General features: G+C 73.6%; 22 protein-coding genes. 11 read left to right on the top strand and 11 right to left on the bottom strand.

What is annotated here, in order from left to right; translation table 11 throughout:
- Positions 1–154 precede the first annotated feature (154 nt).
- Positions 155–415, top strand: coding sequence for a hypothetical protein (locus ACZ7MF_RS31970; protein WP_471481745.1), 261 nt, complete (start codon positions 155–157; stop codon positions 413–415).
- Between the two features lie 67 nt (positions 416–482).
- Positions 483–1,133, top strand: coding sequence for a TIGR04222 domain-containing membrane protein (locus ACZ7MF_RS31965; protein WP_471481744.1), 651 nt, complete (start codon positions 483–485; stop codon positions 1,131–1,133).
- Between the two features lie 108 nt (positions 1,134–1,241).
- Here ACZ7MF_RS31965 and gcl read toward each other — a convergent pair whose 3' ends face one another.
- The gene (gene gcl, locus ACZ7MF_RS31960; protein ID WP_471481743.1) at positions 1,242–3,026 is read right to left on the bottom strand and encodes a glyoxylate carboligase; all 1,785 of its coding nucleotides are present in this window, start codon (positions 3,024–3,026) and stop codon (positions 1,242–1,244) included.
- Positions 3,027–3,173: 147 nt separating this feature from the next.
- Here gcl and ACZ7MF_RS31955 point away from each other — a divergent pair, with 147 nt between their 5' ends.
- Positions 3,174–3,860, top strand: a complete 687-nt coding sequence (locus ACZ7MF_RS31955) for a hypothetical protein (RefSeq protein WP_471481742.1) — start codon at positions 3,174–3,176, stop codon at positions 3,858–3,860.
- Between the two features lie 66 nt (positions 3,861–3,926).
- Here ACZ7MF_RS31955 and ACZ7MF_RS31950 read toward each other — a convergent pair whose 3' ends face one another.
- The 3 genes from ACZ7MF_RS31950 to ACZ7MF_RS31940 all read right to left on the bottom strand — a co-directional run bounded on the left by ACZ7MF_RS31950 (position 3,927) and on the right by ACZ7MF_RS31940 (position 10,427).
- Positions 3,927–4,964, bottom strand: coding sequence for a hypothetical protein (locus ACZ7MF_RS31950; protein WP_471481741.1), 1,038 nt, complete (start codon positions 4,962–4,964; stop codon positions 3,927–3,929).
- A 31-nt stretch (positions 4,965–4,995) separates the two neighbouring features.
- Positions 4,996–6,963 carry a DNA/RNA non-specific endonuclease gene (locus tag ACZ7MF_RS31945; protein WP_471481740.1) on the bottom strand — a complete coding sequence of 656 codons (1,968 nt, stop codon included), beginning with the start codon at positions 6,961–6,963 and terminating at the stop codon, positions 4,996–4,998.
- 80 nt (positions 6,964–7,043) lie between these two features.
- Positions 7,044–10,427: an ALF repeat-containing protein gene (locus tag ACZ7MF_RS31940; protein ID WP_471481739.1), complete on the bottom strand. Its 3,384-nt coding sequence runs from the start codon at positions 10,425–10,427 to the stop codon at positions 7,044–7,046.
- A gap of 523 nt (positions 10,428–10,950) precedes the next feature.
- On the opposite strand from ACZ7MF_RS31940, the gene ACZ7MF_RS31935 reads away from it, so the two are divergent.
- The 3 genes from ACZ7MF_RS31935 (at position 10,951) to ACZ7MF_RS31925 (ending at position 13,084) form a co-directional block, all read left to right on the top strand.
- A complete protein-coding gene (locus tag ACZ7MF_RS31935; protein ID WP_471481738.1) occupies positions 10,951–11,469 on the top strand; it encodes a hypothetical protein in 519 nt (172 codons plus the stop codon).
- Between the two features lie 138 nt (positions 11,470–11,607).
- Positions 11,608–12,009 carry a hypothetical protein gene (locus ACZ7MF_RS31930; RefSeq protein WP_471481737.1) on the top strand — a complete coding sequence of 134 codons (402 nt, stop codon included), beginning with the start codon at positions 11,608–11,610 and terminating at the stop codon, positions 12,007–12,009.
- A gap of 31 nt (positions 12,010–12,040) precedes the next feature.
- Positions 12,041–13,084, top strand: a complete 1,044-nt coding sequence (locus ACZ7MF_RS31925; RefSeq protein WP_471481736.1) for a hypothetical protein — start codon at positions 12,041–12,043, stop codon at positions 13,082–13,084.
- A gap of 6 nt (positions 13,085–13,090) precedes the next feature.
- On the opposite strand, the gene lbuL is transcribed toward ACZ7MF_RS31925, so the two are convergent.
- A complete protein-coding gene (lbuL, locus tag ACZ7MF_RS31920; protein WP_471481735.1) occupies positions 13,091–14,716 on the bottom strand; it encodes a linear/branched/unsaturated fatty acid:CoA ligase LbuL in 1,626 nt (541 codons plus the stop codon).
- A complete protein-coding gene (gene ibuL, locus ACZ7MF_RS31915) occupies positions 14,713–16,395 on the bottom strand; it encodes an isobutyrate:CoA ligase IbuL (RefSeq protein WP_471481734.1) in 1,683 nt (560 codons plus the stop codon). The genes lbuL and ibuL overlap by 4 nt, the downstream gene beginning before the upstream one ends.
- Positions 16,396–16,519: 124 nt before the next feature.
- On the opposite strand from ibuL, the gene ACZ7MF_RS31910 reads away from it, so the two are divergent.
- Together ACZ7MF_RS31910 and ACZ7MF_RS31905 are read left to right on the top strand one after the other, a co-directional pair.
- Positions 16,520–17,365 carry a helix-turn-helix transcriptional regulator gene (locus ACZ7MF_RS31910; RefSeq protein WP_471481733.1) on the top strand — a complete coding sequence of 282 codons (846 nt, stop codon included), beginning with the start codon at positions 16,520–16,522 and terminating at the stop codon, positions 17,363–17,365.
- 160 nt (positions 17,366–17,525) lie between these two features.
- Positions 17,526–20,357, top strand: coding sequence for an AAA family ATPase (locus ACZ7MF_RS31905; protein WP_471481732.1), 2,832 nt, complete (start codon positions 17,526–17,528; stop codon positions 20,355–20,357).
- A gap of 272 nt (positions 20,358–20,629) precedes the next feature.
- Here ACZ7MF_RS31905 and ACZ7MF_RS31900 read toward each other — a convergent pair whose 3' ends face one another.
- The 5 genes from ACZ7MF_RS31900 to ACZ7MF_RS31880 all read right to left on the bottom strand — a co-directional run bounded on the left by ACZ7MF_RS31900 (position 20,630) and on the right by ACZ7MF_RS31880 (position 24,434).
- A complete protein-coding gene (locus ACZ7MF_RS31900) occupies positions 20,630–21,736 on the bottom strand; it encodes a winged helix DNA-binding domain-containing protein (RefSeq protein ID WP_471481731.1) in 1,107 nt (368 codons plus the stop codon).
- Between the two features lie 129 nt (positions 21,737–21,865).
- Positions 21,866–22,447: an Asp23/Gls24 family envelope stress response protein gene (locus ACZ7MF_RS31895; RefSeq protein WP_471481730.1), complete on the bottom strand. Its 582-nt coding sequence runs from the start codon at positions 22,445–22,447 to the stop codon at positions 21,866–21,868.
- Complete coding sequence (locus ACZ7MF_RS31890; RefSeq protein WP_471481729.1) at positions 22,444–23,706, bottom strand: DUF6286 domain-containing Asp23/Gls24 family envelope stress response protein; 1,263 nt, start codon at positions 23,704–23,706, stop codon at positions 22,444–22,446. Before ACZ7MF_RS31890 ends, ACZ7MF_RS31895 begins: the two co-directional genes overlap by 4 nt.
- Positions 23,703–23,888 carry a hypothetical protein gene (locus tag ACZ7MF_RS31885; RefSeq protein WP_385358421.1) on the bottom strand — a complete coding sequence of 62 codons (186 nt, stop codon included), beginning with the start codon at positions 23,886–23,888 and terminating at the stop codon, positions 23,703–23,705. The genes ACZ7MF_RS31890 and ACZ7MF_RS31885 overlap by 4 nt, the downstream gene beginning before the upstream one ends.
- A gap of 39 nt (positions 23,889–23,927) precedes the next feature.
- The gene (locus ACZ7MF_RS31880) at positions 23,928–24,434 is read right to left on the bottom strand and encodes an Asp23/Gls24 family envelope stress response protein (protein ID WP_361006273.1); all 507 of its coding nucleotides are present in this window, start codon (positions 24,432–24,434) and stop codon (positions 23,928–23,930) included.
- A gap of 166 nt (positions 24,435–24,600) precedes the next feature.
- On the opposite strand from ACZ7MF_RS31880, the gene ACZ7MF_RS31875 reads away from it, so the two are divergent.
- Genes ACZ7MF_RS31875 through ACZ7MF_RS31865 form a run of 3 tightly spaced genes read left to right on the top strand, consistent with a single transcriptional unit; the run spans position 24,601 to position 26,176 of the window.
- Positions 24,601–25,143 (top strand): RNA polymerase sigma factor, encoded by a 543-nt coding sequence (locus ACZ7MF_RS31875; protein WP_471481728.1) that lies wholly within the window; start codon positions 24,601–24,603, stop codon positions 25,141–25,143.
- Positions 25,134–25,841 carry an Asp23/Gls24 family envelope stress response protein gene (locus ACZ7MF_RS31870; RefSeq protein ID WP_471481727.1) on the top strand — a complete coding sequence of 236 codons (708 nt, stop codon included), beginning with the start codon at positions 25,134–25,136 and terminating at the stop codon, positions 25,839–25,841. The genes ACZ7MF_RS31875 and ACZ7MF_RS31870 overlap by 10 nt, the downstream gene beginning before the upstream one ends.
- The gene (locus ACZ7MF_RS31865) at positions 25,838–26,176 is read left to right on the top strand and encodes an Asp23/Gls24 family envelope stress response protein (RefSeq protein ID WP_471481726.1); all 339 of its coding nucleotides are present in this window, start codon (positions 25,838–25,840) and stop codon (positions 26,174–26,176) included. Before ACZ7MF_RS31870 ends, ACZ7MF_RS31865 begins: the two co-directional genes overlap by 4 nt.
- Positions 26,177–26,186: the final 10 nt, after the last annotated feature.

Genomic DNA, 26,186 nt, shown 5'->3' with positions numbered 1-26,186 from the left:
AAAGAAATTTTTGGAGACAACCCCACCAAAACCCTCCACCGGCCGAACAGCGCCGGATGCGGACGGTCCCGCATCCGGCGCTGCTCGGCGTTTACCGAGGTGCTCCTACGTGCTCCGGCGTGCGGATCGCCCGCCCGCGCAGCAGCCTGGAGGCATGGCAACCGCACACCCGCCCGAGCATCCGCACATCGTCGTCCACTCCCCCGCCCTCGACGGCTCCCGCCGGGTCACCTCGGGCGAGGAGACCCTGGGCGTCGCCTCGCACGTCGACGACGTGGCCGAGCTGCTGCGGCTGGCCGACCTGTACGTGACCGACGTCGAGTCGAGCGACCTGGTCGAGTGGCAGGGCGGCGGCCCGGAGGACTGGCCGGGGCTGCACGAGCACCACGAGCACCATGAGCACCACGGTGGCTGAGCGGGCGTAGGAGACCCCCGCAGCGGGCACAACCCCGGCACAACACGGGGCGCACGGGGGTGGGGTCGTGGACGGTGTCACGGAGATCGGGTGGGAGCCGCACCAGGTCGCGCTGCTGGGCGGCGGGCCACCGGCCGCCGTCACGGTGGCGCTGGTCGCCCTGCACCTGCTGGGCGCCGTCGAGACCGGCCCGCGCAGGACGCTGTGCGCGGCGGGTCCCGAGCCGGAGGGCCTGGGGCCGTTCGAGGGGACGGTCCTGGACTGTCTGCACGAGCCGCTCACCGCTCGTGAGCTGGTCCGGCACCCGGACGTGCGCCTCGCCGTGGCCCTGACGCGCATCCCGCTCGCCGAGGACGGGTTGCTCGGCCATCCCTGGCTCAGGCCGACCCGCGGTGCCCGTCGGCGCGTGGAGTTCTGGCGGGAGCGACACCCGCTGCCGGCGGTCAGGCACGGGCTGACGGACGACGACACGCTGCTCGCGGTCGCCCTGCACGGCGATGCCGCCCTGCGGCTGCTGCTGCCGCGCTTCGCGCTGCGGACCGGCCTGACGGCCCCGGGCGCCCCGGCCGAAGGAGTGCGCTTCTCCCTGGGCCGCGGCAGGTTCCTGAGGTGGCGCGACGAGTACGAGGACTCGGTCTCGGGCGACTGGGGCGGCGCGGGCCACCACGGGGACCATGCGGGCGGCTGCGGCTCGGGCGGCGGTGGCGGCTCGGACTGAGCGCGCACACATGTGGTCCGCCCACACGTGGGGTCCGCACATACGTGAGAGCGGCCCGTCCCCCCGAGGAAGGGAACGGGCCGCTCTCGGCGCTCGGCGCCGGGTCCGTCAGACCTTCAGCGTCCGGACCGCGGTCGGGGCGTGCCCCGGCTCCGTGGCCACCTCCTCGAACTCCACCACGTTGGAGATGTCGTTGGTGCCCGACATGGAGATGTTGGTGACGCGCTCCAGGATCGCCTCGACGACGACCGGCACCCGGTGCTCGGCGGCCAGCTTCTTGGCCTGCTCCAGGGCCGCGCCCAGCTCGTTCGGGTCGGTCACCCGGATCGCCCTGCAGCCCAGGCCCTCGGCGACCTTGACGTGGTCGACGCCGTAGACGCCCAGCTCGGGCGAGTTGATGTTCTCGAACTCCAGGTTGACCTGGAAGTCGATGTCGAACGCCCGCTGCGCCTGGCGGATCAGGCCCAGGTAGGAGTTGTTCACCAGGACGTGCACGTACGGGATCTTGTGCTGCGCGCCGACGGCCAGTTCCTCCAGCATGAACTGGAAGTCGTAGTCGCCGGAGAGCGCCACGACCTGGGCGTCCGGGTCGGCCTTGGCGACGCCGAGGGCGGCGGGGACGGTCCAGCCGAGCGGTCCGGCCTGGCCGCAGTTGATCCAGTGCCGCGGGCGGTAGACGTGCAGCATCTGGGCGCCGGCGATCTGCGAGAGGCCGATGGTGGAGACGTACCGGGTCTCCGGGCCGAAGGCCTTGTTCATCTCCTCGTAGACGCGCTGCGGCTTGATCGGGATGTCGTCGAAGTGCGTACGGCGCTGGAGGGTGGCCTTGCGCTCCTGCGCGGAGGCGGCCCAGGCGGAGCGGTCGGGCAGCTTCCCGGCCGCCTTCAGCTCGCGCGCGACCTCGACGAACAGCTCCAGGGCGGCCTTGGCGTCGGAGGCGATGCCGTAGTCCGGGGCGAAGATCTTGCCGATCTGGGTCGGCTCGACGTCGACGTGCACGAACTTCCGCCCGGCGGTGTAGACGTCCAGCTTGCCGGTGTGGCGGTTGGCCCAGCGGTTGCCGATGCCGAGGACGAAGTCGGACTCCAGGAAGGTCGCGTTGCCGTAGCGGTGCGAGGTCTGCAGGCCGACCATGCCGGCGTTCAGCTCGTGGTCGTCGGGCAGCAGGCCCCAGCCCATCAGGGTCGGCACGACCGGGGTGCCGGTCAGCTCGGCGAACTCCACGAGCAGGTCGGCGGCGTCCGCGTTGATGACACCGCCGCCGGCCACGATCAGCGGCCGCTCGGCGGCGTTGAGCAGGCCGATCGCCTTCTCGATCTGGGGGCGGGTGGCGGTGGGCCGGTAGACCGGGAGCGGCTCGTAGGTCTCCGGGTCGAACTCGATCTCGGTCGTCTGGACGTCGATCGGCAGGTCGATCAGGACCGGTCCTGGACGGCCGGAGCGCATCAGGTGGAACGCCTGCTGGAAGACGCCGGGGACCTGCGCGGCCTCCAGGACGGTGACCGCCATCTTCGTCACCGGCTTGGCGATCGAGGCGATGTCGACGGCCTGGAAGTCCTCCTTGTGGATCACCGCGGTCGGCGCCTGGCCGGTGATGCACAGGATCGGGATCGAGTCGCCGATCGCCGAGTAGAGACCGGTGATCATGTCGGTGCCGGCCGGGCCCGAGGTGCCGATGCAGACGCCGATGTTGCCGGGGTGGGTGCGGGTGTAGCCCTCGGCCATGTGCGAGGCACCCTCGACGTGCCGGGCGAGGGTGTGCTGGACGCCGCCGGACGCCTTGAGCGCCGCGTAGAAGGGGTTGATCGCCGCACCGGGCACACCGAACGCGTCGGTGACGCCCTCGCGCTTGAGGATCTCAACTGCCGCTCGGGCAGCGGTCATACGAGCCATCGAGTACTCCTGATCCGGCTGTCGGATTCGCACTCCCGTCGCGCCCCGCGGTGAGCCTCTTCCGTAGCAACTTCCGTATAGCGAAATTTATTTTCTACGATCTGGAAGTAATGTAAGTGGGCAGCCGGGGGCCGTCAAGAGAGGACGATGGGGGTCATGTCCGAGACCATCTCGGTGTGCTGCACCGCCTGCGGGCGTCGGCACCGCTACACGGCACCGTCGTACCCCTGTGTGTGCGGGGCGCCCGTCGCCCCGGAGCTGGACCCGCGCGGGGCCGCCACCGCGGTCACCCGACGGGCCTGGGACGAGGAGTGGATCGGGGTGCGCTGCGCGGCCTGCGGGACCGAGAGCCGGTGGCCGCGGCCGGAGCTGGGCTGCCCCTGCGGGACGGTGCTGTGCGTGCCGGTGGACCCGGCGGCCACGGGCCGGTCCGGGCGCACCCCCGGTTCACGGGTCCCGGCGCACCGGGCCGTCCCGATCCGCACCGCCCGCGACGCGGTCACCGCGGCCGTCCTGTACCTGCGCGGGCTTGGCCACCGGGACGTGCGCCGCGCCGACCAGCGGCCCCTGTGCGGCATCGGGCTGGCCGCACCCGGCCTCGTCGTCCAGGTGGATCCGACGGTGGGCCCGGCCTCGGTGCGGGACGTGGAGTGCCTGTGGCTGACGGCCATGGCGGAGTCGGCGCGGGGCGTGTACTTCTCGCTCGCCGGGTACGCCGAGGACGCCCGGGTCCGCGGCGACCTGCTGGACGTCGCGCTGTTCGTGCTCGACCCGTCGGGCGTACCGCGCCCGGCCAACGCACCGGCCGTGGCGCTGGACGCCACGGCCGGCTGAGCCGTCGCGTCCCCAGAACCCGTTGGCACGATCACAAGGCACGCAGAGACCGGGGTTGTGTGCCGGTCAGGGGACCAGGGCGATGTGGGGGTGGGACGGGTCGGCCGGGCAGACGTAGAGCTGGAGGTCGTAGCCGCCGACGACGTCGATCAAGGTGTAGTTGCCGTTCCGGGCGCCCAGGGGAAGCGGGGCCGGGTCCGTCCGGTCCTCCTCGGCGATCCAGGTTTCGCTGCCGCCGTCCCATTCCGAGGAAGCGATGGTGAGGAGCGGGACCTCCTCTGAGCCGCACTCGGGGCAGGGGTGGGGTTTGGGGTCGGTGAGGCCCCATCGGGTCCAGCCACCGGTCTTCCAGCCGGGGGCGGCGGAGAGGTTGTTCAGGTAGAGCTCGCCCGGGTCGTCCGCGTACGTGGTATACCGCGCGGGGTCGATCGTCTCCCAGCGGCTCATGTCGTCCAGTTGGTCCTGAAGTTCCTTGTCCAGCTCCGAGGGGCTGGGGTACTCCGTGACCTGCTCCGGTGAGAACAGGCACGGCTCCGGGAGGTAGCAGTCGCGCTGGACGATGGACGGCTGGGGCGGTGCGTCGAGAACGGCGGAGACGGTGGCGGAGGAGCGCCAGAAGAGAGCTGTCCGGGGGTGGGCCATCTCGTGGTCGAAGGGGCACCAGAGAACCTGGAGAAGGTCGGCGTCGGGCGGGCGTCGGAAGGAGACGTCGCGAGCATAGAGCTGGGCGACAGGGAGGAGGGGGATCGGGCCGTCGAACCACGGGCGGTCCGCGAGCCGCTCCCAGGTCGCCCGTTCCTCGGGAGTCCACTGGGGTGCCTCGGGGTCGAGGCGCCGCCGCTCGGCCGCTGCGGCGCGGTCACGGCGGAGGAGCCGGACGTCGTCCGGGGAGTGGACTACCGGCGCCGCGCGGCTGTCGTGCGGCTCGTCGCAGTACGGCCACGGCTCGTCGGCGGGCCACAGCAGCGGCCCGCCGACGGAGCTGTCGTGCACGGTCGGCGACCCCGGCCGCGGATGCAGCCGGATCGCCGTGCGCGCCAGCGGGGCCAGCTGAGGGAAGAGCGCGGTGATGTCGAACGGCCGCGGCGGGGTGGTGAAACTCATGCCGGCTCCCGTTGGTGCGAACTGAGTGGGATCAGTTACCGAGGTTGTACAACCCAGTGTTCGAATAGGTGTTGGTGACGTAGACGTTGGGGAACAGTTCCTCGGTCGTCCCGTTAGCCCGTTCGATGGTAGCGCTCATCGTGACGCCCACTGGGATGGTGCTGTTCGCGTCCTTGTAGACGGGTGTCACCTGGTAGAAGATCGCGTCGTTCGTTCCGAGAACCCGATTGGGATCATCGCCCTTGACCAGGTCCTCCCCCATCTTCTCGTACGTCCGCATGCTGGGCGAGCCCGTGTTCATACCGACCTGCCAGCAAGGGACGAGGTTGAACCGAGTGAGCTTGCTCGTGCCCTTTCCACCAAGGACCTTCGGGATGAGATGACACCGGGACTGGTCGTAGGTGAGGTTGTTCGCCTTCGCGTATTCCTCCGCGTCCTTCATGCCGGTGACGGGGTTGCTGGTGTTGGTTCCGTCCTTGACGTTCAGCCCCACGCATGCCTGCGCCCGGGTCGGCCTGTATCCGCCCCCGCCCGCCGGGTCGCTTTGGTTGACGAGAGGAACCGCCTCGGTGGTGTTCCAGAACCACCCGTCGCCGTTGGGAAGCGAGCCTATCGGCCCGGGGTCGTTCAGGCAGCGGGCCTGCGGGCCGGTGTCCGGCAGCGAGAACGTCAGCTCGAACAGGTCGGCGTCGATCACTCGCAGATCCTTGAAGCCATCGGCAAGCTGGGTGGCGGCGAACTGCTGCTCTCCGGGCGTGACATGTGCCTGCACGCAGGGCGAGCTGCGGTCCAGGACATTGGCGTCGTTCAGGACGTAGGTGTCCCATTCACCGTTACCGAGATTGGGGATCACCTCGACGCACTGCGCGCCGGCGGCACCACCCTCCTTCGCCTCACCGAAGGGGAAGTCGGCGCAGGTGTCGGTGGTGACGAGGTCCGGCTGGGCGGTGAAGCCGCCGCAGGTGGCGGCGGTGCGGTTGGCCACGCCGCTCGTCGACCGGGTCAGGGGGTTGCCCTTCTTCCCCCAGGCGCCGTCGAGATTGTTCTGGGCCCAGCCGTAGGCGGCCACGGCGCCGCCCGCGTCCGAGCTCGTCGCCTTCATCGGCACGACGGCCATGACGGAGGGGACGGCACAGCCCGCCACCGAGGTGCCGCCGACCGCGTCGTCGCACCTGATCTGTCTCGGGTTCTTCCACGATGCGTTCGGGTCGGTCGGCGCCGCGCCCGGGGACGTCACGTACATCACGTAGGACGTGTAGAAGGAGGACGAGGAGCCCGTCGTCTGGGGCGACGAGTAGCCGACGTCGCCGGTGAGGGGGGTGCTGACGGTGATGTCGCCGTTCCACCACGGGGCGATGTCGGTGGCCGTGCAGCCGGCGTCACAGGATGCGCGGAACTTGACGTTAAGGGCGGTGACATCGCCGGAGGCGCTGGTCATCCTGACGGTGACCTGCTCGCTCCAGGTCGTGGCGGTCGGTGAGAGGTCGGCGCCGGTCGAGACCTCCAGGGTGCCACGACCGATCTCCACACCCCTGCTGTCGCGGAGGATGTAGGTGACGTTGATGCCGGTCACGCAGTACGAGAAGCGCCCGTAGCTGTAGCTTCCGGGGTTGGTGAGGTCGCAGCTGCCGACGGGAGCGTCCGCGGCGGCGGAGGAAAGGGAGGCGGCGGGGCCACTGCGGGTCTTCGCCTTCGCGGGGGCGGGAGCGACCGTCACACAGGACTCGACGGCGCCCGCACGGCGCTCCTTGGAGCCACGCGCGGTGGGGGTGCACTGCTCACCGGAACCGGCCACGAACGCGCTGGTCTCGACGGCATCGGTGGTCTGCGCGCCGGAGGCTGCGGAGTCGCTGGTGGACGCGGTGTGGGTCGGCGCGGGCGGCTCGGCCGCCTGGCTCGTCGTGGCCGAGGTGAGACCGAGGGCCAGGGCGGTGACGACGCCCAGGACGGTCGAGCGGGCGCGTCTCCTTGTGGCGCGCCCGCCACGTATTCCATGCACGGGGCAGGACCTTTCCGTGAGAGGAGGGGAAAGGGGGCGCCGCGTAGCTGCGGCGCCCCGTCAGCAGCGGACGGGCGAGGTCAGGCCACCAGTTCGTAGAGCTTGCTGAGACCCTTCGTGGCGCCGGCGACCAGGTCCTCGCCGGTGTCGGTGATCTTGCTGACGACGGGCTTGACGATGCTGCCGCCGAGCGCCTTGTCGGCCGCGCCGACCCACTTGTAGGCGCCGAAGGAGACCAGGCTCAGGCCGGTGCCGGCGGCGGACTCCCAGAAGGCGCCGCTGGTGAAGCCGTGCTCGATGCCCGTGAAGAGGCTGCTGAGGGCACCGGCGCCCGCGGAGACGCCGGCGAAGAAGCCGGCCGCGCCGAGGGCCGGCGGGAAGACGATGGCGGCGAGGGCGCAGCCGGCCGACAGGAACGCGGCGCCGGTACTGATCATGCCCGTGGCGTCCGCGTAGAACTGGGCGTCGTTCCACCACTCGTCGGCGTCGCCGTCCGCGGTGCCGTTCGGGTTGACCTGGTTGTTCTTGTCGTTGTCGGCCGGGTTCTGGCCGTTCAGGCGCTCCTCGTGGGCCTGGAGCGCGGCCGCCTTGGCCTTCGCGATCTCCTCGGCCCGCTTCTTGTCGAGGGCGATCTGCTTGGCCTCGGCGTACGCGCGGGCGGCAGCGGCCGCGTCGGCGGAGGCGGCGAGTTCGGCGGCGCGGGCCGCGGCCGCCGAGCGCTGAGCCGAGGCGGACGAGGCGAGGGCCGAGCGCGCCGAGTCGACGGCCTTGTTGGCCGAGTAGTTGGCGGAGCGGGCGGCGCCGCGGGCGACGGCGGCGGCGTTCTTCGCCGTGGCGGCGGAGGCACGGGCGTCGGCGGCCGACTTGTCGGCGGCGTTGGCGTTGTCGCGGGCCTGCTGGGCGTAGTCGTCGGCCTTGGCGGCGGAGTCGAGGGCCTTCTGCGCCCACTCCTGGGCCTCGGTGGCCGCGTTGCGGGCGTCGGCGGCGGCCTTCGAGGCGAGGGCCGCGTCCTCCTGTGCCTTCTCCGCGATCTTCGCGGCGGCCGCGATGGCCCCGCGGATCGCGGCGACGTGGGTGGCGGTGTCGAAGTCCAGCTGGGCCGTGCGGTACTGGACGAGGGTGATGAAGTTGCGCAGCATCCACTGCGGTCCTTCGAGCGCGACCTCCGCGTAGGACCTGGTGTAGGCGCCGCCGGTTTTGATCAGCTGGTTGGCCCGGACCTGGTCGTCCTCCTTGACGGCGATCGGGTAGGTCTCGTCGAAGAAGTGGTTGAGGGATTCGGTGGTGTTCTCGTCGAGGGCGTCGTTGCCGGCGTCCTTGACGGCCCTGCCCGGGTTGTCGTTCAGGATCTTGTTGATGGCGACGCGCAGGTCCTCGTCCGAGGCGCGCTTCATGCCGCCGGTGAGGAAGTCGCCGACGGCCTTGGAGTCGGAGCTCTCCAGCGCGGCGGCGGCGGCCGCGGCCACCTTCGGACCGCCGATCGTCGCCACGTGCAGGGTGGTCTCGCGGTCGTCCTGCGTCGCGGCGAGGGATCGGTCGAGGTCGATCCAGGAGTAGACGTCGTCGTCGGAGCCGGCGAGCGCGTGCTGTGCCGCCTGCCGGGTGTAGGCCCCGCGGGCGTCCATCAGAGCGACCGCGGCCTGTCGGCCCGCGGTCGCGGCGACCGCCATGTCGCCGGAGTACAGGGCCTCTTCCGCCTTGGTGATGAGGTCCTTGGTCGCCTGGTCGGTGCGCTCCGTCATCAGCCGCTTCTCGCGGACGTCGGAGAGCTCGGCCTGCTCGATGGCGGCGAGCTGCCGGACCTCCTCGATGGCCTGCTGCTTGTCCTGCTCGATGGTCTGCGCCTCGGCGGCGCGGGCGTTCTTCTCCACCTCGATGGCATCACTGACGGCCTGGGTGGCGACGTTGGCGGCCTTCACGGCCTCCGCGGCGTGAGCGGTCGACTTGTTGGCGTAGTCGACGGCCTGGCCCGCGTACTTCACGGCCTCCTCGGCGGCGTCGGCGGCCTTGTCGGCGTGGTTGGCGGCGGAGTTGGCGGCGTCGCGCGCAGTGCGAGCCGCCTTGGCGGCGGCGCTCGCCAGTGCCTGGGCGGCGGAGGCGGCGTTCGTGGCGCGGTTGGCGGCGCTCGTGGCGATGCCGGCCTGGCGCTTGGCCTCGGCTGCCTCCGACTGGGCGGCACCGGCGGACGCGGCGGCCTGGGCGGCGGCGTTCGCGGCGGCGGCCGAGTTGCGGGCGGCGGAGGCGGCGGCCAGGCCCGCGGCCGAGGAGGCGTCGCCGGCAAGAGCTGCCTTCTCGGCAGCAGCGGCGGCGCTGCGGGCCTTGTCCGCGGCATTGCGGGCGGCGACCGCGGCGTTCTTGGCGCTCTCCGCCTTGCCGGCGTCCTTGGACGCGGCGATCGCGGCGTTGTAGGCACGGGAGGCAGCGTTGCCCGCCTTCGCGGCGGCCTGGGCGGCGCCGGCGGCGGCCCAGGAGGCGCGGCGGGAGGCCGTCACCGCGGCGTTGGAAGCGTTGACGGCGTTGCGGGCCGCGTCGGCCGCGCCCTTCGCCGCGCTGGCCGCCTTGCGGGCCGCGGCCGCCGACTTCTGCACGTCGTCCTGCGCGGCGGCGGCTTCGGCGGCGGCCTTCTGGGCGGCCTCCTTGGCTTTGGTGGCGGCGGTCTCGGCGCGGGCCCCGGCCTCGATCGCCAGGTTCGTCTGGCGCTCGGCGCGCCTGCCCTCGCTCTGGACGACGGCCACCAGTTCCTCGATGGTCGCCGACTCCTGGTCGCGGGCGCGCGCGATGTGCTGGCCGGTCTCGATGAACCACTCGACGTCCGTCGCGGAGCCGTTGAGCGCGCGGTCCGCGTACTTCTGCACCTCCGGGCCGCCGTTCATCAGCATGGCGCTGACCTGGACCTGCGTGTCCTCCAGCCGCGCGTCGTACTGTCCGTCGCTGAGGAAGGTGACGAGGGACGACTCGGTGCCGACGTCAAGCGCGGCGTTGGCCTCACGCACCACGGCCCTGTCGCCGCTGGACGCGACGATGCTGGTGGCGACCCGGAAGTCCTCCAGCATGGCGGGGGCGAAGCCCGACGAGAGGAAGCCGGCTATCGCCTCGTCGCCGTTGTCCAGGGCCGCGACGGCCTCGCGGCGCAGGCCCCTGCCCGCGCGGTCCAGGCTGCTGACGATCGCGACCCGGTTGTCCTGCACGGTCTGCTGCGGCAGCGTCTCGGCGAGGAAGGACTGGATCTCGCTGTCGGTCCCGTAGAGGGCCCTGGTGGCGGCGGCCTTGACGCCCCTGCCGCCGGACAGCCACGCGCGGACGGCCTTGGCGCGATCGGTGTCCGGCAGCGGCACCGGGTCGGCGCCCGCCGCCTCGGCGGCCGCCGCGGTGGCCGGCCGCAGGACCGAGGGGGTGGCGGCGACAGCGGTCGCGGCCGCGACCGCGCCGAGAACGCGACGTCTGCTCCAGAATGCCGTCTGCATAGGGGACTTGCCCTTCTAGGAGTATTGCGGTGACGTGTCGGATTTCGCGCCGTACCGGGCAACTGATCCGTGGATCGAGGCCCGCCACATTCACGAACAGTATCAACGCAGTAATCATTCAGTGTGAGTTGTGGTCGCTCAGAGACCAACAGTGCATGTTTCGCGAAGATTTGATGGGTCGTCACGCTTATCCCGAAATCGCGGCGCCTTCCCGCACCGCCTCGCCTCGTCGTGACGCAGGTCACGTAGAATTTGCTGCCAATATCCTGATGTGGGCGGTTTCGGGGTGCTGGACGTGGGTGCGTCACCATGCTGGGATGCCAGGGCCGACGACGATCATCGGCGTTCGGCAAGTGCGTCGCGAAGGCGTGCCAGTGACACGCAAGAGGGGGCCATTCCGTATGTGTGGGCTTCCCCTGTTCGCGATCGGTTTCACGACCGGTGGTTTTCAAATCCGGGCGGCGGCTTCGAGATTAGGGATACGATGAAGGAAACCAGCACTAACGTCGGAAAGTCGCGGAGAATGCGGCTCACGGTACGGGTACTCGGCACCGCCGCCGTCGGTGGCGCGCTGGCCTGGACCGCGGTCGTCGGCGGCGTGCCGGGCGGAGGCACCGGTGCCGATGAGACGGCCGACGCCCCCGCGCTGGTCGCGGAGGGGGCCCCCGGCTACGCCGTGGAGGACTTCAACTACCCCGGGGCCGACAAGATCCTGGCCGAGCAGAACATCGTTCTGAAGCGGGGCGACGGCCACATCACGCTCGCCGACTGCGCGACGGGGACCGGGCAGTTGGAGCTCCTGGCCCGTGACAGGGGCAGCAAGATCTGCTTCAACACCGTCGGCAACGAGGGCTGGCTGACCCTGGAGATACCCGCCGTCTTCTCGATCAAGGGAAATGACTACTCCACCACGGTCGACATGACGGTCGGCACGGAGGAGAAGTCCTACGAGATCGACAAGAACACCTGGACGCCGGTGGGCGAAAGTGCGGACCCCGAGGGCCGCGACCACATGCTCGTGGAGATCCGGGTCACCAAGTAGCCACTTCGACGGGAACGGCACCTCCCGGCGCCGTGGGTCGTGACGTCGGCCTTCGAGACCGGTCATGGTCTTGAAGGCCGACGCGTCGTGCCGCGTGCCGAAGCCGCCGGGAACCCCGGAGCCGCACCGAGCCGGGCCATGGCGCGCAGCGTCTTCCAGCGGGCGGGGCGCAGGTCCTGCGCCTCTCCGTCACGTCACGCGACGGCGGTGCCCTACGGGTGGATCAGGAACACCACCCAAGCCGTCGCTCACGTCAACAAGACCACCACGCCGAACGGCGCCGGCACCCGCGCGGCCCAGGCGACGGCCTGCCTGGGGAAGAACCTCGACACCGGCACCGCGGCCGACGGTGACATCACCGGGTGGCAGGACGCGGGGCTGTACCGCGACACCTACGCCCCGAACGCCGGGCTCGCCCGCTGCCACCTGATCCCGAACGTACTCGGCGGCAAGGGCCAGATACTGGACGGCAGGCAGGACAATCTCGTCCCCTGCTGGCAGTCCGGCATGAACACCGGGACGCTCAACCTCGGGAACTGAACCCGGCCGAATCTCGCCATCGGGAGCCAGTATGAGTCGCACCACCCCACCGCGGCCGTTCGACGTCACCGCGTTCTTCCCTCAACTGGCCCCGCTGGCCCGCACGGCGACCCGGTTGCATCCTCGCGCCGGGTCGCCGACGCCGCACGACAGCTCGGTCGGCGGGCCACTGCTGTGGCCCGCCGACGAGCCGTGGCCGTACTGCGCCGGCCCGCACGAGTGGGACCAGGTCAACGACCCCTCGTCACCGGAGGACGTGCGGGAGCAGCGGCGCATCCAGACGGCCGCGGTGAACCGGTCGCACGGCAATCCACAGGGGGCTGAGTACACGCCCGAGGAGAAGGCGGTCCTCGCGCGGATCTACGCCGGGCGTCCGTGGCCCGAGGGCCCGATCGCCATGGTGCCCGTGGCCCAGTTGTACCGGCGTGACATTCCCCTGCTGGCCCGGCCCGGGCGGTCCGACGCCGATCTGCTCCAGGTGCTGTGGTGCCCCTTCGACCATCCGGAGCACCCCAGGACCGCGCTGTTCTGGCGGTCCGCCGACGCGGTCACCGACGTTCTCGCCACACCTCCCGAGCCGCCCGCGGTCCAGACCTCCGACTATGTGCCCGCGCCGTCCCTGCTCTCGCCGGAGGAGGTCACCGAATACCCCAACTTCCTGGAGCTGGACAAGGAGTTGCGGGAACAGCTCGCGGACTGGGAACGGTGGCAGGCCGCCGGGCCCGCGGTGGACGACGCCTACGCCGTAGCGCCTCAGGAGTTCTACAAGCACAGGCTGTCCCTCGCCCCCGGTTGGAAGACGGGTGGCTGGTCCCGCTGGGGTCTGACCGATCCCATGCCCCGCGACTGCTCCGTGTGCGGCACCGGGTTGGAGCCGCTGCTGACCATCGCCACGGCCGAATGGGACTCCGGCACCGAAAGCTGGGCCCCCGAGGGGGACCGGGCACGGGACCCGCTTCCTCCCGGCGTTCCCCCGACCAACTACACCCGCGTCGTCGTCGCCGGCGGCTACGACCTGCAACTCCACGTCTGCCCGGCGTCCACGGACCACCCGCACCTGGAGCTGATCCAGTAGAGCCCGTCAGGCGCGCGCTGCGTACCGCTCCCGCAACTCCACCTTGCGCACCTTCCCCGAGACGGTCATCGGGAAGGAGTCGAGGAGCTGGAGGCGGCTGGGCACCTTGTAGTGGGCGAGCTGCCCGGCGCAGTAGGCGCGCAGTTCCTCCAGGGTGAGCGGGTCGGCGGCGTCGCGCACGACGACGCAGGCCAGGACCTCCTCGCCGTAGCGTTCGTGCGGGACGCCGACGACCTGGACGTCCGCGATCTTCGGGTGGGCGTACAGGAACTCCTCGACCTCGCGCGGGTAGATGTTCTCGCCGCCCCGGATGATCATGTCCTTGATGCGGCCGACGATCTCGACGTATCCGTCCTCGCGCATCACCGCGAGGTCCCCGGTGTGCATCCAGCGGCCCGGGTCGATGGCCTCGGCGGTCTTCGCGGGCTCCTCCCAGTAGCCGAGCATCACGCTGTAGCCGCGGGTGCGCAGTTCGCCCGCGTCGCCGCGCGGCAGGGTCACGCCGGTGACCGGGTCGACGACCTTGACCTCGATGTGCGGCAGGACGCGGCCGACGGTGCCGGTGCGGTGTTCGAGGTCGTCGTCCATGCGGGTCTGCAGGGAGACCGGGGAGGTCTCGGTCATGCCGTAGCAGATGGAGACCTGCTCCATGTGCATCTCGGCGACCACCCGCTTCATCACCTCCACCGGGCAGGGCGAGCCCGCCATGATGCCGGTGCGCAGGGAGGTGAGGTCGTAGGCGGCGAAGTCCGGCAGGTTCAGTTCGGCGATGAACATCGTCGGTACGCCGTACAGGGACGTGCACCGCTCCCGCTGCACCGCCTCCAGGGTCGCCGCCGGCTCGAAGGACGGGGCGGGGATGACGATGCAGGCGCCGTGGGAGGTGGCGCCCAGGTTGCCCATGACCATGCCGAAGCAGTGGTAGAAGGGCACCGGCAGGCAGACCCGGTCCTGCTCGGTGTAGCCGACCGTGCGGCCCACCCAGTAGCCGTTGTTGAGGATGTTGTGGTGGGAGAGGGTGGCGCCCTTCGGGAAGCCGGTGGTGCCGGAGGTGTACTGGATGTTGACCGGGTCGTCGCAGCTCAGCTCGGCGGCGAGCGCGTCGACCCGCTCCTGCGGCACCGACGCGGCGCCCGCGGTGAGCGCGTCCCAGGACGGGTCGCCGATGTAGACGGTCTCGCGCAGCGCGGGGCAGCGGCCGCGGACCTGCTCCACGATCGCCCGGTAGTCGCTGCTCTTGTGAGCGAGGGAGGCGACCAGCAGGGTGATGCCGGACTGTTTGAGGACGTACTCCAACTCGTGCGCCCGACAGGCGGGGTTGACGTTCACCATGATGACGCCGATGCGGGCGGTGGCGTACTGGACGAGGACCCACTCGGGGCAGTTGACCGCCCAGATGCCGACCCGGTCGCCCTTGGTGACGCCCTTCGCGAGCAGTCCGCGGGCCAGCTCGTCGACGGCGGCGCCGAACTCGGCGTAGGTCCAGCGCCGTCCGGACGGGACGTCGACGAGGGCCTCGCGGTCCGGGTGGGCGGCGATCGCGTGGCCGAGGTTGGCGCCGATGGTGTCGCCGAGGAGCGGGGTGGTGCTGGTGCCGTGGGCGTACGACGGCTGTGCCGAGGGTGCGGTCACCGGAAGTCCTCCTCGCGGTACTCGTTCGCGGAACCGGCCGCCGTGGCCTCGCGCAGCTCGATGCGGCGGATCTTGCCGGAGACGGTCTTGGGCAGCTCTCCGAACTCCAGGCGGCGCACCCGCTTGTAGGGGGCGAGCGTGTCGCGGGAGTGCTCGAAGAGGACCTTCGCGGTGTCCGGGCCCGGCTCCCAGCCCGCCGCGAGCACGATGTACGCCTTCGGCACCGCGAGGCGCAGTTCGTCCGGCGCGGGCACGACCGCGGCCTCGGCGACCGCCTCGTGCTCCAGCAGCGCGCTCTCCAGCTCGAAGGGGCTGATCTTGTAGTCGGAGGCCTTGAACACGTCGTCGGCCCGGCCCACGTAGGTGAGGTAGCCGTCCTCGTCGCGCGCGCCGATGTCGCCGGTGCGGTAGTAGCCGCCCGCCATCGCCTCGGCGGTGCGGTCGGGGTCGCCGTGGTAGCCGGTCATCAGGCCGACGGGGTGCGCGGACAGGTCCAGGGCGATCTCGCCCTCGGCGGCGCCGGGTGCGCCGGTGACCGGGTCGATCAGTTCGACGCGGTAGCCGGGGCTGGGGCGGCCCATCGAGCCGGTCTTCAGCACCTGGCCGGGGCTGTTGGAGACCTGGACGGCGGTCTCGGTCTGGCCGAAGCCGTCCCGGATCGTCCTCCCCCACAGGCGGCGGACCTGCTCGATCACCTCGGGGTTGAGCGGCTCACCGGCGGCGACGACCTCGCGCGGCGGGGTGGCGAGCCGGGTGAGGTCGGCCTGGATGAGCATGCGCCACACGGTGGGCGGGGCGCAGAAGGTGGTCACCCCGGCCCGGTCCATCTCGGCCATCAGGCGGGGTGCGTCGAACCGCGTGTAGTTGTACAGGAAGACGGTCGCCTCGGCGTTCCACGGCGCGAACAGGTTCGACCAGGCGTGCTTGGCCCAGCCGGGCGAGGAGATGTTGAGATGGACGTCCCCGGGCTTCAGGCCGATCCAGTACATGGTCGCCAGGTGGCCGACGGGGTACGACACGTGGGTGTGCTCGACCAGTTTGGGGCGGGCGGTGGTGCCGGAGGTGAAGTACAGCATCAGCGGGTCGTCGGCGGCGGTGGGGCCGTCCGGCGTGAAGGCGTCGGAGGCCCCGTACACGTCCTCGTACGCCCGCCAGCCGGGCGCCGGAGCGTCCTTGCCGCCGCCGACCGAGATGCGCGTGTAGTCGCCGGGCACGTCGTCGAACTTGCCGGTGTCCTCGGCGCGCACGATCACGTGCCCGACCCGGCCGCGGTCGACGCGGTCGCGCAGGTCGGCGGGGCCGAGCAGGGTGGTGGCCGGGATGACGACCGCGCGCAGCTTCATCGCGGCCAGCGCGGTCTCCCACAGCTCGGCCTGGTTGCCCAGCATCACGAGGATGCGGTCCTCCGGGCCGACGCCCCACTCGCGCAGGCGGTTCGCGACCCGGTCGGAGCGGGCGGACATCTCGGCGAAGGAGACCCGGACCTCGCGGCCGTCCTCCTCGACGATGTGCAGGGCGGTGCGGTCGTTGCCGTCGGCGATGACGTCGAACCAGTCCAGCGCCCAGTTGAAGTGCTCGGGGCGGGGCCACCGGAACCCCTCGTAGGCGGCGGTGTAGTCCTCGCGGTGTTCCAGCAGGAAGTCCCGTGCGGTGCGGAACAGCTCCGTGGCCGTCGTCATCTGTCCTCCTCGGTGCCGGACCTTGCCGGGCGGCTCTGTGCCATCGTGTAATCCGTGATGTGGGTCTCACTACCCCCGAACGGGGGTGTGCGTCCCGGAACGATCACGAGGGAGGGCGGTACGGGTGGCGGTGGACGCGGTGGACGCGGCTCAGATCCGCAGCGCGCTGGTGCGGCTGCGGCGCACGACCGGGCTGCCCGTCGCCTTCGGCGGCCTCGTCGAGTCCGGCCGGCGCCAGGTGCGCATCAGCGAGCTGAGCGGCACGGCCACGACGGCGCTCAGCGCGCTGGCGGTGACCGCCGGCAACGGGCTCGGTGGCCGGGCGGTGGCGCTGTCGCGGCCGTGCGCGGTGACGGACTACTCCGTCTCCCGGCAGATCAGCCACGAGTACGACCTGCCGGTCGCCGCCGAGGGCCTGCGCTCGGTCCTCGCGGTGCCGGTGGTCGTACGGCGCCGGGTGCGCGGCGTCCTGTACGGCGCCCTGCGCACGGCCCAGCCGCTGGGCGACCGCACGCTGAGCGCGGCCGTGGCGGCGGCGCGGGACGCGGAGCAGGCGCTGGTGCTGCGGGACGAGGCGGACGAGCTGCTGGCGGCGGCCGCGCCCGCGCCGGGTGCGCCCGCGCCGGGTGCGGCGGGCGGTGCGGCCTGGGAGCAGGTGCGGGAGGCGCACGCGGCGCTGCGGGCGCTGGCCCCGAGGATCACGGACCCGGCGCTGCGGGACGAGCTGCTGCGCGCGTGCGGTCTGCTGGTGGCGGGGAGCGGCCCCGTGCCGGGGCCCCGGCTGGCGCCGCGCGAGGTGGACGTGCTGGCCTGCGTGGCCGCGGGCGCGACGAACGGGGCGGCGGCCGAGCGGCTCGGGGTGGGTCCGGAGACCGTCAAGAGCTATCTGCGCTCGGCCATGCGCAAACTGGGCGCCCGCACCCGCACGGAGGCCGTCGCGTCTGCCCGCCGAACGGGGTGGCTGCCGTAGGAGGCGGGCCGGGACGGGGCGGGCGCGGGCATGTCCCGGCCGGGTTTGGTTTTGGACGGTGACCCGTTTGTTGTTCGGGTCACCTCGCCGACCCTCCGTAACGCAATGCGCCGTTGCCTAATATTGGCCCGGACACGCCACACGGAGGGGAGCGGTCACCGTGCCACGGGACTTCGCGGAGGCTGCCGGATGCCGCTCCGACCTGGTCATCGGGCGGGAGGGGCCGTTCGGCGCGGCGCGTGAGCAGCTCGCCCGGGGCGGCAGTGTGCTGCTGCACGGCCCCGCCGGAATCGGAAAGTCGACGGTCCTGCGCACCCTGGCCGCGGAATACGCCCGCACGGCGCGCACCGTGCTGCGCTGCTCGGCCACCGAGTCCGAGTCCCATCTCCCCTTCCTCGCCCTCGCCGACCTCCTGGGCCAGGTCCTCGACCAGGTCTCCGGGGCGCTGCCCGCCGCCCAGCGCACCGCACTGGAGTCGGCGCTCACCGGCCGCGGCGAGTCCACCCTCCAGCGCGACGGTCTGGCGCTGCGCTTGGCGGTGCTGTCCGCGCTGCGCGCCCTCGCCGTCGAGGGGCCCGTCCTCGTCGTCGCCGACGACCTCCAGTGGCTCGATCCGGCCAGCGCGGAACTCCTCGGCTTCGCCGCCCGCCGCCTGGGCGAGACGCCGGTACGGCTGCTGTGCGCGGTACGGACCGAGGGGACCGAGACGGACGACGCCGAGTACGACCGCCATCTGCGGGCCTCCCCGCCGGACACCCGCGCGGTCCGCCTCGGGCCGCTGACCCGCGCCCAGGTGTCGGCGCTGCTCGACGAACGCGGCTACTCGGGCCTGCACCGTTCCACCGTCCGGGACATCCACCGCACCAGCGGCGGCAACCCGCTGTTCGCCCTGGAGCTGGGCCGGGCCCTGGCCGAGAGCCCCGCCGCACCGCGTCCGGGCGAGCCGCTGCCGGTGCCGACCTCGCTGCGCGCCCTGGTCCTGTCCCGCCTGGAGATGCTGTCGGGCGAGGCCCGCCGCACCCTCCTGGTGGCCAGCGCCGGTGCCCGCCCCACCCCGGCGCTGCTGCGCGCGGCCGGCCGGGAGAACGCGGAGGCGGAGACCGCGCAGGCGGCGGCGCTCGGGCTGCTGGCGCCCGACCCGGAGGGGCCGACCGTACGGTTCGCGCATCCGCTGATCTCGGCCGCGCTGTACGCCGAGGCCCCGGCGCCGGAGCGGCGGGCCGCGCACGCCGCGCTGTCCACGGCCGCCTCCGACCCGATCGAGCGCGCCCGGCACCTGGCGCTGGCCACCACCGGCACCGACCCCGAGGTGGCGGCCCGGCTGGCGGAGGCCGCCGCGCTGGCCCGGGACCGCGGGGCGCCGTCGGTGGCCGCCTCGCTGGGGCTGCTCGCCGCCCGCCACACCCCGGCGGACGGCACGCCGGGCCCGGACGAGCGCCGGCTGACGGCCGCCGAGGACGCGATCACCGCGGGCGAGCAGGACCTCGCCCGGGACGTCGCCCGTGAGGTGCTGACCCGGGCCACCGCGCCCGGCGAGCGGGTGCGGGCCTGGATGGCGGTGATCGAGGCGGCCGGACAGGCCATCGGCGAGGTCGACGCGGTCTTCCCGCAGGCCCTGGCCGACGCGGGCGACGACCCGCGGCTGCTCGCCCAGGTCCACTACCAGCTGGCCTGGCGCTCCCTGGTGGTGCAGGGCGACTTCGCCCAGGGCCGGGAGGAGGCCGCGCACGCGGCCCGGCTGGCGGCGCGGGCCGGGGACCGGCGTACCGAGCTGCTCGCGCTGGCGTTCCAGGCGCAGGCGGAGACGCTGATGGGTCATCCGGGTGCTCCGGCGACCATCCAGCGGGCGCTCCAGGAGCCGCAGGACCCGCGGGTGGCGTGCCACCACAACGGGGCGGGCTCCTCCCGGTTCCGGTGGCTGGTGATGAGCGACCGGCTGGCCGAGGCGCGGACCACCGTCACCGCGCTGCTGCGCGAGGTGCGCCGGCGCGGCATGGCCGAGAGCGAGGTCCACTACCTGCGTTTCCTCGCGGAGACCGAGCTGCACTCCGGCCACTGCGGCCGGGCCCTCGAACTGTCCCGGGAGAGCCTCACCCTGGCACGCGACGCGGGCATCGGGGAGGGCGCGGGAGCGATGCAGGCCGCGCTCGCCGAGGCCGCGGGCGGCGACCCGGACCGTGCCCTGGAGCTGGCCCGGGAGGCGGTACGGCGGGCTGAGGGCGACGGCGACGCCGTGTACCTGTCGCGAGCGCTGGCCGCGCTCGGTCACGCGCACCTGGTGGCGGGCGACGCGGCGGCGGCCGTACGGGCGTTGCGCCGGGTGCGGGAGCTGGAGGCGGGGGCGGGCATCACCGACCCGGCGCGCGGCCGGTGGCAGGGCGATCTGGCGGAGGCGCTGGTGCGCACCGGGGAGCCGGCCGAGGCCATGGACGTCATCGAGGTCGCCCGGGCGCACGCGCTGCGGCTCGGGCGGCAGAGCGTGCTCGCCGTCCTCGACCGGTCCGAGGCGCTGGTGCGGGCGGCGCGGGGCGAACACCGGGCGGCCGTGGCCCGGTTGACGTCGGCGCGGGAGCGGCTGGCCGGGCTGGGCTTCGGTCTGGAGGAGGCCCGGGCGGTCTTCGCGCTGGCCGAGTTGCACGCCGAACGGCCGGGGCGGGCCCCGGAGTCGGCCTCGTACGACGAGGCGGCGCGGCTGTTCCGGCGGTGCCGGGCGCTGCCCTGGCTGCGGCGGGTGGAGGGCGCGGTCGCGGTGCGGGCGTCCGGACCGGCCCCGGTGCCGGTCGCCGAGCCGGACGGTCTGGCGGGGCTGGCCTCGATGGAGCGTCAGGTGGCCTCGCTCGTGATGGAGGGCGCGACCAACCGGGAGATCGCCGCCCGGCTGTTCGTCAGCGTCAAGACCGTGGAGGCGACTCTGACCCGCGTCTACCGCAAGCTGGGGATCCGGTCCCGGGTCGACATCGTCCGCCTGGCGGCGGGCCGGCGTCCCGACTGAGAACGGCCGGGTTTACCGGCGGTAAACCGAGGGTTTTCCCTGCCCGACGCCCTTAGGGGGTTCCCTCATTGGGTGGTCCGGACCGCCGGTTCTAGCGTGAGCATGTGCCGCTCGCCCGGGCATACGGGGGTCTGTCCCGAGACCCCCGTCCAACCCCCCACGCCCGGGCAGCCCCCTGAGCATCCCTCAGGTGCAAGACCGGGGGGCGTTGCGAGCCTCCACGAGCGGCCCGCAGCGCCCCCTCTCCATGTCGGTCCCGTACGGTCCCGGTGTCAGTCCCGTACGGTCCCGAAGCGGATGTCGTGGGCGGTGCCGGTGTGCATCGTCGCGAGCATCCGCTCGCCCTCGGCCACGATCTCGTCCCGCTGCCGCTTCGCGGGGCGGTCGAAGGCCTCGACGACCAGGACGTCGTCCTCGAGCTTCCACAGTCCGGCCACGAAGCCGTCGACGAGCAGGACGCGGTAGGCCTGGTTCTTCTTCCAGGTGCGGCCCTTGTGCGCGGGCGGGACGACGCGGGCGCGGTCGGCGTGGGAGAGGAGCAGGTTGTCGAACTCGGGCAGGAAGCGCGGCGGGGCCGGGGTGTCCGGGTCGGGGCGCGGCGCGTCGGGGAGGTCGAAGAGTTCGGTGCCGCCGGGGTCCCGGAAGGTGACGAGACGGGGGCGCAGCCGCTCGAAGGCGTCCCGGAGCCGGGTCAGGCCGGCCCAGGTCTGCATGTCCTGCACCGACGCGGGTCCGAACGCGGCGAGGTAGCGCAGCACGGTGTCGTCCGGGGCGGGCGCCGGACGCGCGGGGCGGCCCAGCCAGTGCTCGGCGGTGGTGAGCGTGACCTGACCGCTCCGGCCCCACAGACCGCGCGGCGTCACCTGGACGAGCGGGAGCCGGCAGCGGGCGGCGACGGACAGCGCCTGCGGGTCGGCGTCGGGCCACTCGGCGAGGAGGGCCTCGCGCAACTGCGCCAGGGTGCGCGGCTCGGCCTCCACCAGTTCCCGCGAGAGGCGGGCGAGCCGGTCCAGGTCGACGCCGGTCAGGCCCTTGCGGAAGGTCCTCAGCTCGCGCTCCCGGGCCTGCTGCACCAGTGGTCGCAGGGTGAGGCAGTCGTCGGCGGTGTGGGTGTGGATGGTCGAGCGCAGGGTGACGAGCCGGGCGACGCGGCGGTCGGCCATCGGCCCGGACAGGTCCTCGGGCGTGAAGCCTTCGAGGCGGGCGGCGAGCGCGTAGTACGGGGGCTTCACGTTCTGGGCCTGGAGCCCGACGAGGTGCGCGACGGCGGCCTCGGCGGACATCGCCGCGCGGCGCAGCAGCAACTGGCGGGCCAGGGTGGCGCGGTTGAGGGCCCGGATGCCGAGGACGGGGGCGGTCGTTCCTGCCTTGGTCGTCATGCCGTGCACGGTAGCGGGGATCGAGGACGGATCCTGTCCTCGATCCCCGGCAGGTGCGAGGCCCGCAGCCGCGCCGGGGAAAGCGGGGCGGTCCCGGAGCCGGGCCGGGCGCGCCTCGGGGGTACGCGGTCAGCGGGCACGCCGCTCGCGCGTGGACCGTACGCCCATGCGGACGCGGGTGCTCAGCGGGTGCGGCGCGAGGGAGGCGCGGGCCTCGTCGAGCGGACCGCGGGCGAGCCGCTCCAGGACCGGTCCGGGCGCGGCGCCGGGTTCCAGCAGCACCCGTACCCGGGCCCGGGAGCGCTTCCTCCCGGCGGGCAGGTGCACCTGGGCGCGGTCGACGCCCTCGGTCGCCTCCGCGCGCCGGGCCACGGCGTCGGCCAGCGCGCGGGAACGCAGGGTGAGGGAGGGCCCGGCCAGCGGCAGCCGGCGTCCGCCGCCGCGGAACTGGGCGAGGAACCAGGCGAGGCACAGCAGCAGCGCGCAGGCCGTGCCCGCGACGACGGCCGGCATCCACCAGCCGTGTGCGCGCAGGTCGGCAAGGCCACCCCGGTCCAGCAGCACCGTCCCCGCCGCCGGGGCGGGCCATCCTCCGGGCAGTCCTCCGGCGACCGCGTCCGAGGTGAGCGCCAGCCATCCGCCGCCGGTCAGCAGGGCCGCCCCGGTCAGCGCGAGCAGCGTGCGGTTGACCGCGTTGCACAACGGGTTCACGAGTCGCTCTCCTCCGCTCCGGGCCCCGGCGCCGTCTCTCCGGCCCCGGGGGCCTGCGCCGACGGTGGGCGGTCGGCGGGTGGCGGCCGGTGCGCCGCCGAGGGTGCGGGCCCGGGTGGCCCGGCCGCAGGCTCCGTACCGGGTGGGCGCCAGTGCGGGGCCGGGCGGAGGGTGACGCGTGGACCGAGGCGGCGGGACAGGCCCAGGGTGGTGAGGGTGGCCGCGGTGGTGGTGCGCAGCGCGGCCCGGGTCGCCGGGCGGTCGCCGAAGGACAGGCGGGCCCGCACGCGCACCCGGCGCCGGCCGCAGCGCACCCGGACGTGGCTCACGCCGGGGACGGCCGACGCGGCGTCCCGCACCAGTTCCGCCGCCGCGGTGCGGTCCAGTACGGCCCGTTGAGCGGGCTGCCCCGGCACCGGTGACATGGGGAGCACGCCGCGCAGGCCCGGGGTGAGGGCGAGGCACAGCAGCCAGGCGCCCAGGACGGCGGCGACGGCGCCGCCCGCGACGACGCCGGTGTCCCCCGGGCCGTGCGTCGCCAGCCAGTCGACCGCCCCGGTGCGCGGGCCGGCGGGACGCCGGTCGGCGAGGTGCACCGACAGGAGGTCGTACAGGAGGGCCGAGCACGCTGCCGCCGCCACCAGGGCCACCAGCGCGGCGGGGGCCCGGCGCGCCGACCAGGGGCGCCGGGCCCGGCCGCGCGGCGGGCCGCCCTCGTGGGCCGGGGACGGCCGCGGGGCCGCCCGGTCCGCGGACAGGGACTGGACGCGGACGGTCGCCGTCCGCACCGTGAGGCCGCTCAGCTCGGCCACCCGGTCCGCCGTCCGGCTCCGCACCCGTTCCCCGGCCTTCCCGAGCACCGCCGGGTACGGGAGCCGCACGTCGACCGAGACCTCGGCGCGGCGTCCGCGCACCGTGGCGGTGCCGTGGGTCACCCGGGCGCGGCGTCCGCCGAGGTCGGTCTCGGCGGCGGCCCGTTCCGCGATGCGGCGCACGGCCCGGTCGGCGACGACGGTCCGGCCCCGCTCGGCGGGCGCCGTACGGGCGACTGTCCCGACGGCCGGTGCCCTGCCGGTGCGCCCCTCGGCGGCCGGACCCGGTGCCGTACGTGCGCGGCCCGCGGCCGGTGTCGTACCGGCGGCCCCCCCGGCGGCCGGTGCCGTGCGGGAGGGCCCCCCGGCGGCCGGTGCCGGGCGGGAGGGTTCCCCGGCGGCCGGTGCCGTGCCGTCCGCTCCTCCGGCGGGCGGTGTGCCCGTCACCGGGTCCTCCGGTCGCCGGGGGCCAGGAACTCACGCCAGTCCGTGCCGTTGTCCACCAGGCGCCCCAGCACCGCGCCGACCGCGCCCAGGGCGGCCACCAGCAGGAACGCGCCGAAGCCGCCGAACCACCCGGCGAAGGCCAGCGCCATCCCCACCAGCATGCCGGTCACCGCTCTGCTCATCACTCGCCTCCGCCTCGAAACCTGCCCGGGATCCGTCCGTCACTCCACGCGCGCCTCCGCCGGGCGCTCCGGGTCCTCGTCGTCCGGCAGGTGCACGTCGTTGACCGTGATGTTGACCTCGACGACCTCCAGGCCGGAGATCCGCTCGACCGCGTCGACGACGTTCTCCCGTACGTCCCGGGCGAGGTCGGCGATCGGCACGCCGTACTCGACGACGAGGTCCAGGTCGATCGCGGTCTGCCGCTCGCCGACCTCGACCTTGACGCCGCGGCCGACGTTCGGCCGGCCGCCGGGCACCCGGTCGCGGACCGCGCCGATGGTGCGGGACAGGCCGCCGCCCATGTCGTACACGCCGGGGATCTCGCGCGCCGCCATGCCCGCGATCTTGACGACCACGACGTCGGCGATGGAGGTGCGGCCGCGGGTCGCGGCCGGTTCGGCGGCGCCGGTGGAGCCGCCGCTCACGGTCGTCGCGCCGCCCTGCGCGGTCCGCCCGTTCTTCTCGGACTTGCTCTCGATCGTGGCCGTCTGCGCTGCCGTCGTCATGGTGTCCTCCGTCGACCGTGGTCGTTCTCTGCTTCTGGGCGTTGGACCCGCGGGACCCTCCCGGCGTTACGCGGTTCCGGGAATTTCCTTTCTCCGTGTTCTCGCGTAACGCCGGGGGCAGTCGGTGTGTCCAAGGACGGGAACGGTGGAGTGGGAAGGAGCGCGTGTGCCGGGCGACGACGGACTGCTCGCGGTGCGGGCCGCCGAGGGTGACGAGGACGCCTTCGAGGCGCTCGTGCGGCGGCACGCGCCCGGGCTGCTGCGGCTCGCCGCGAGCATGCTGGGCAGTCCTTCGGAGGCCGAGGACGCGGTGCAGGACGCGTTCGTCAGCGCGTGGCGCAGGCTCCCCGAGTTCCGGGGGCAGTCCGCCTTCGCCACCTGGATGCACCGCATCGTCGTCAACCGGTGCCTGAACATGCTGCGTTCCCGGCGCCCGGTGGCCGATCTCGACAGCGTGCCCGAACCGGCGGCGCCGGACCACTCCGTCTCCCCCGCCCGGGCCGCCGAGTCGCACGCCGCCGCGGTGGCACTGGGCCGGTCGCTGTCCGAGCTCTCCCCGGAGCAGCGGGTCTGCTGGGTGCTCAGAGAGCTGGAGGGCCAGTCGTACGAGACGATCGCGGAGACGGTCGGGATCAGCCCGGAGGCTGCCCGCGGCCGGGTGTTCCGCGCACGACGCTGCCTGACGGAGGTGATGACCGCATGGCGATGAACAGCGGCGCGGACGAGCACGCCGAGGACGAACGGCTGGCCTGCGGACGGCTGCTGTCCGAGGTGTGGGAGGCCGGGGAGGGCGGCGCGGACGATCCGCACCTGCGTGTCTGTGCGCACTGCTCGGCGGCCGTGCGGCAGCTGGACCTGCTCGGCGCGGCGGTGCGCGGGGCGAGCGGCGGCGGCCGGGAACCGGAGTGGGACGCGGGGGCGCTGACCGAACGGGTCATGGACGTCGTACGGCTGGAGCTGCGGCCCGGCCGGCCGCTGCCGCTCGGGGAGCGGGAGGAGGATCTGTGGGTGCGGGAGGCGATGGCCGCCAAGGCGTTGCGGGCCGCCGCCGAGACCGTGCCGGGGGTGCGGGCCGGCTCGTGCCGGATCCGGCCCGCCGAGTCGGGCGGCTCGCCCACGCGGGGCCCCGTCCGGGTGCGGCTGGAGGTCGTCGTACCGCTCACGCCGCGACTGCGCGACCTCGCGGAGGAGGTGCGGCGGCGGGTGCGCGGGGCGGCGGACGACGCCCTGGGGCTGCCGGTGGACCATGTGGACGTGCACATCACCGACGTGACGGAACCGGCCGGGGCGGACCCGGCGGGGGCGGGCCCGGCGGGGGCGGACCCGGCGGGGGCGGGCCCGGCGGGGGCGGACCCGGCGGGGGCGGGCCCGGACGCGGTGGGTGCGGACGAAGGGAGCCGGCCGTGACCGCTGCCGCCACCGAGCGGGACGCGCTCGCCCACACCGTCGCGCGGGTCGCCGCCGACGTGCCCGGCGTCGCCTTCCTGCGGCCGGGCCTCGTCGGCCTGTTCCGTTCCGCCGCCCCGGCCGGACCACCGGGCGCCGCCGGGCGCACACCCGCGGGCGTGCGGGTGAGCCGGGCCTCGCGGTCGGGGCCGTGGGAGGTGGACGTCCAGATCGTGGTCCGGCGCGACCACCGGGCACTGACCGTCGCCCGCGCGGTGCGCGAGGCGGTGGCCGCCGCGCTGTCCGGGGCGGCACCCGGCGCCCAGGTGACGGTGACCGTGACCAACGCCGTGTGAGCGACCGGCC

Source organism: Streptomyces sp. NPDC111628, from assembly GCF_055635195.1.
The sequence above is the reverse complement of the archived record's forward strand: the minus strand, read 5'-3'. Positions and strand labels throughout refer to the sequence as shown.

What these genes read in the sequence shown, in the direction of transcription:
- ACZ7MF_RS31970 (WP_471481745.1), top strand. Translation starts at nt 155, where the DNA reads ATGGCAACCGCACACCCGCCCGAGCATCCGCACATCGTCGTCCACTCC.
- gcl (WP_471481743.1), bottom strand. Translation starts at nt 3,026, where the DNA reads ATGGCTCGTATGACCGCTGCCCGAGCGGCAGTTGAGATCCTCAAGCGC.
- ACZ7MF_RS31955 (WP_471481742.1), top strand. Translation starts at nt 3,174, where the DNA reads ATGGGGGTCATGTCCGAGACCATCTCGGTGTGCTGCACCGCCTGCGGG.
- ACZ7MF_RS31950 (WP_471481741.1), bottom strand. Translation starts at nt 4,964, where the DNA reads ATGAGTTTCACCACCCCGCCGCGGCCGTTCGACATCACCGCGCTCTTC.
- ACZ7MF_RS31940 (WP_471481739.1), bottom strand. Translation starts at nt 10,427, where the DNA reads ATGCAGACGGCATTCTGGAGCAGACGTCGCGTTCTCGGCGCGGTCGCG.
- ACZ7MF_RS31935 (WP_471481738.1), top strand. Translation starts at nt 10,951, where the DNA reads ATGCGGCTCACGGTACGGGTACTCGGCACCGCCGCCGTCGGTGGCGCG.
- ACZ7MF_RS31930 (WP_471481737.1), top strand. Translation starts at nt 11,608, where the DNA reads ATGGCGCGCAGCGTCTTCCAGCGGGCGGGGCGCAGGTCCTGCGCCTCT.
- ACZ7MF_RS31925 (WP_471481736.1), top strand. Translation starts at nt 12,041, where the DNA reads ATGAGTCGCACCACCCCACCGCGGCCGTTCGACGTCACCGCGTTCTTC.
- ibuL (WP_471481734.1), bottom strand. Translation starts at nt 16,395, where the DNA reads ATGACGACGGCCACGGAGCTGTTCCGCACCGCACGGGACTTCCTGCTG.
- ACZ7MF_RS31900 (WP_471481731.1), bottom strand. Translation starts at nt 21,736, where the DNA reads ATGACGACCAAGGCAGGAACGACCGCCCCCGTCCTCGGCATCCGGGCC.
- ACZ7MF_RS31885 (WP_385358421.1), bottom strand. Translation starts at nt 23,888, where the DNA reads ATGAGCAGAGCGGTGACCGGCATGCTGGTGGGGATGGCGCTGGCCTTC.
- ACZ7MF_RS31880 (WP_361006273.1), bottom strand. Translation starts at nt 24,434, where the DNA reads ATGACGACGGCAGCGCAGACGGCCACGATCGAGAGCAAGTCCGAGAAG.
- ACZ7MF_RS31870 (WP_471481727.1), top strand. Translation starts at nt 25,134, where the DNA reads ATGGCGATGAACAGCGGCGCGGACGAGCACGCCGAGGACGAACGGCTG.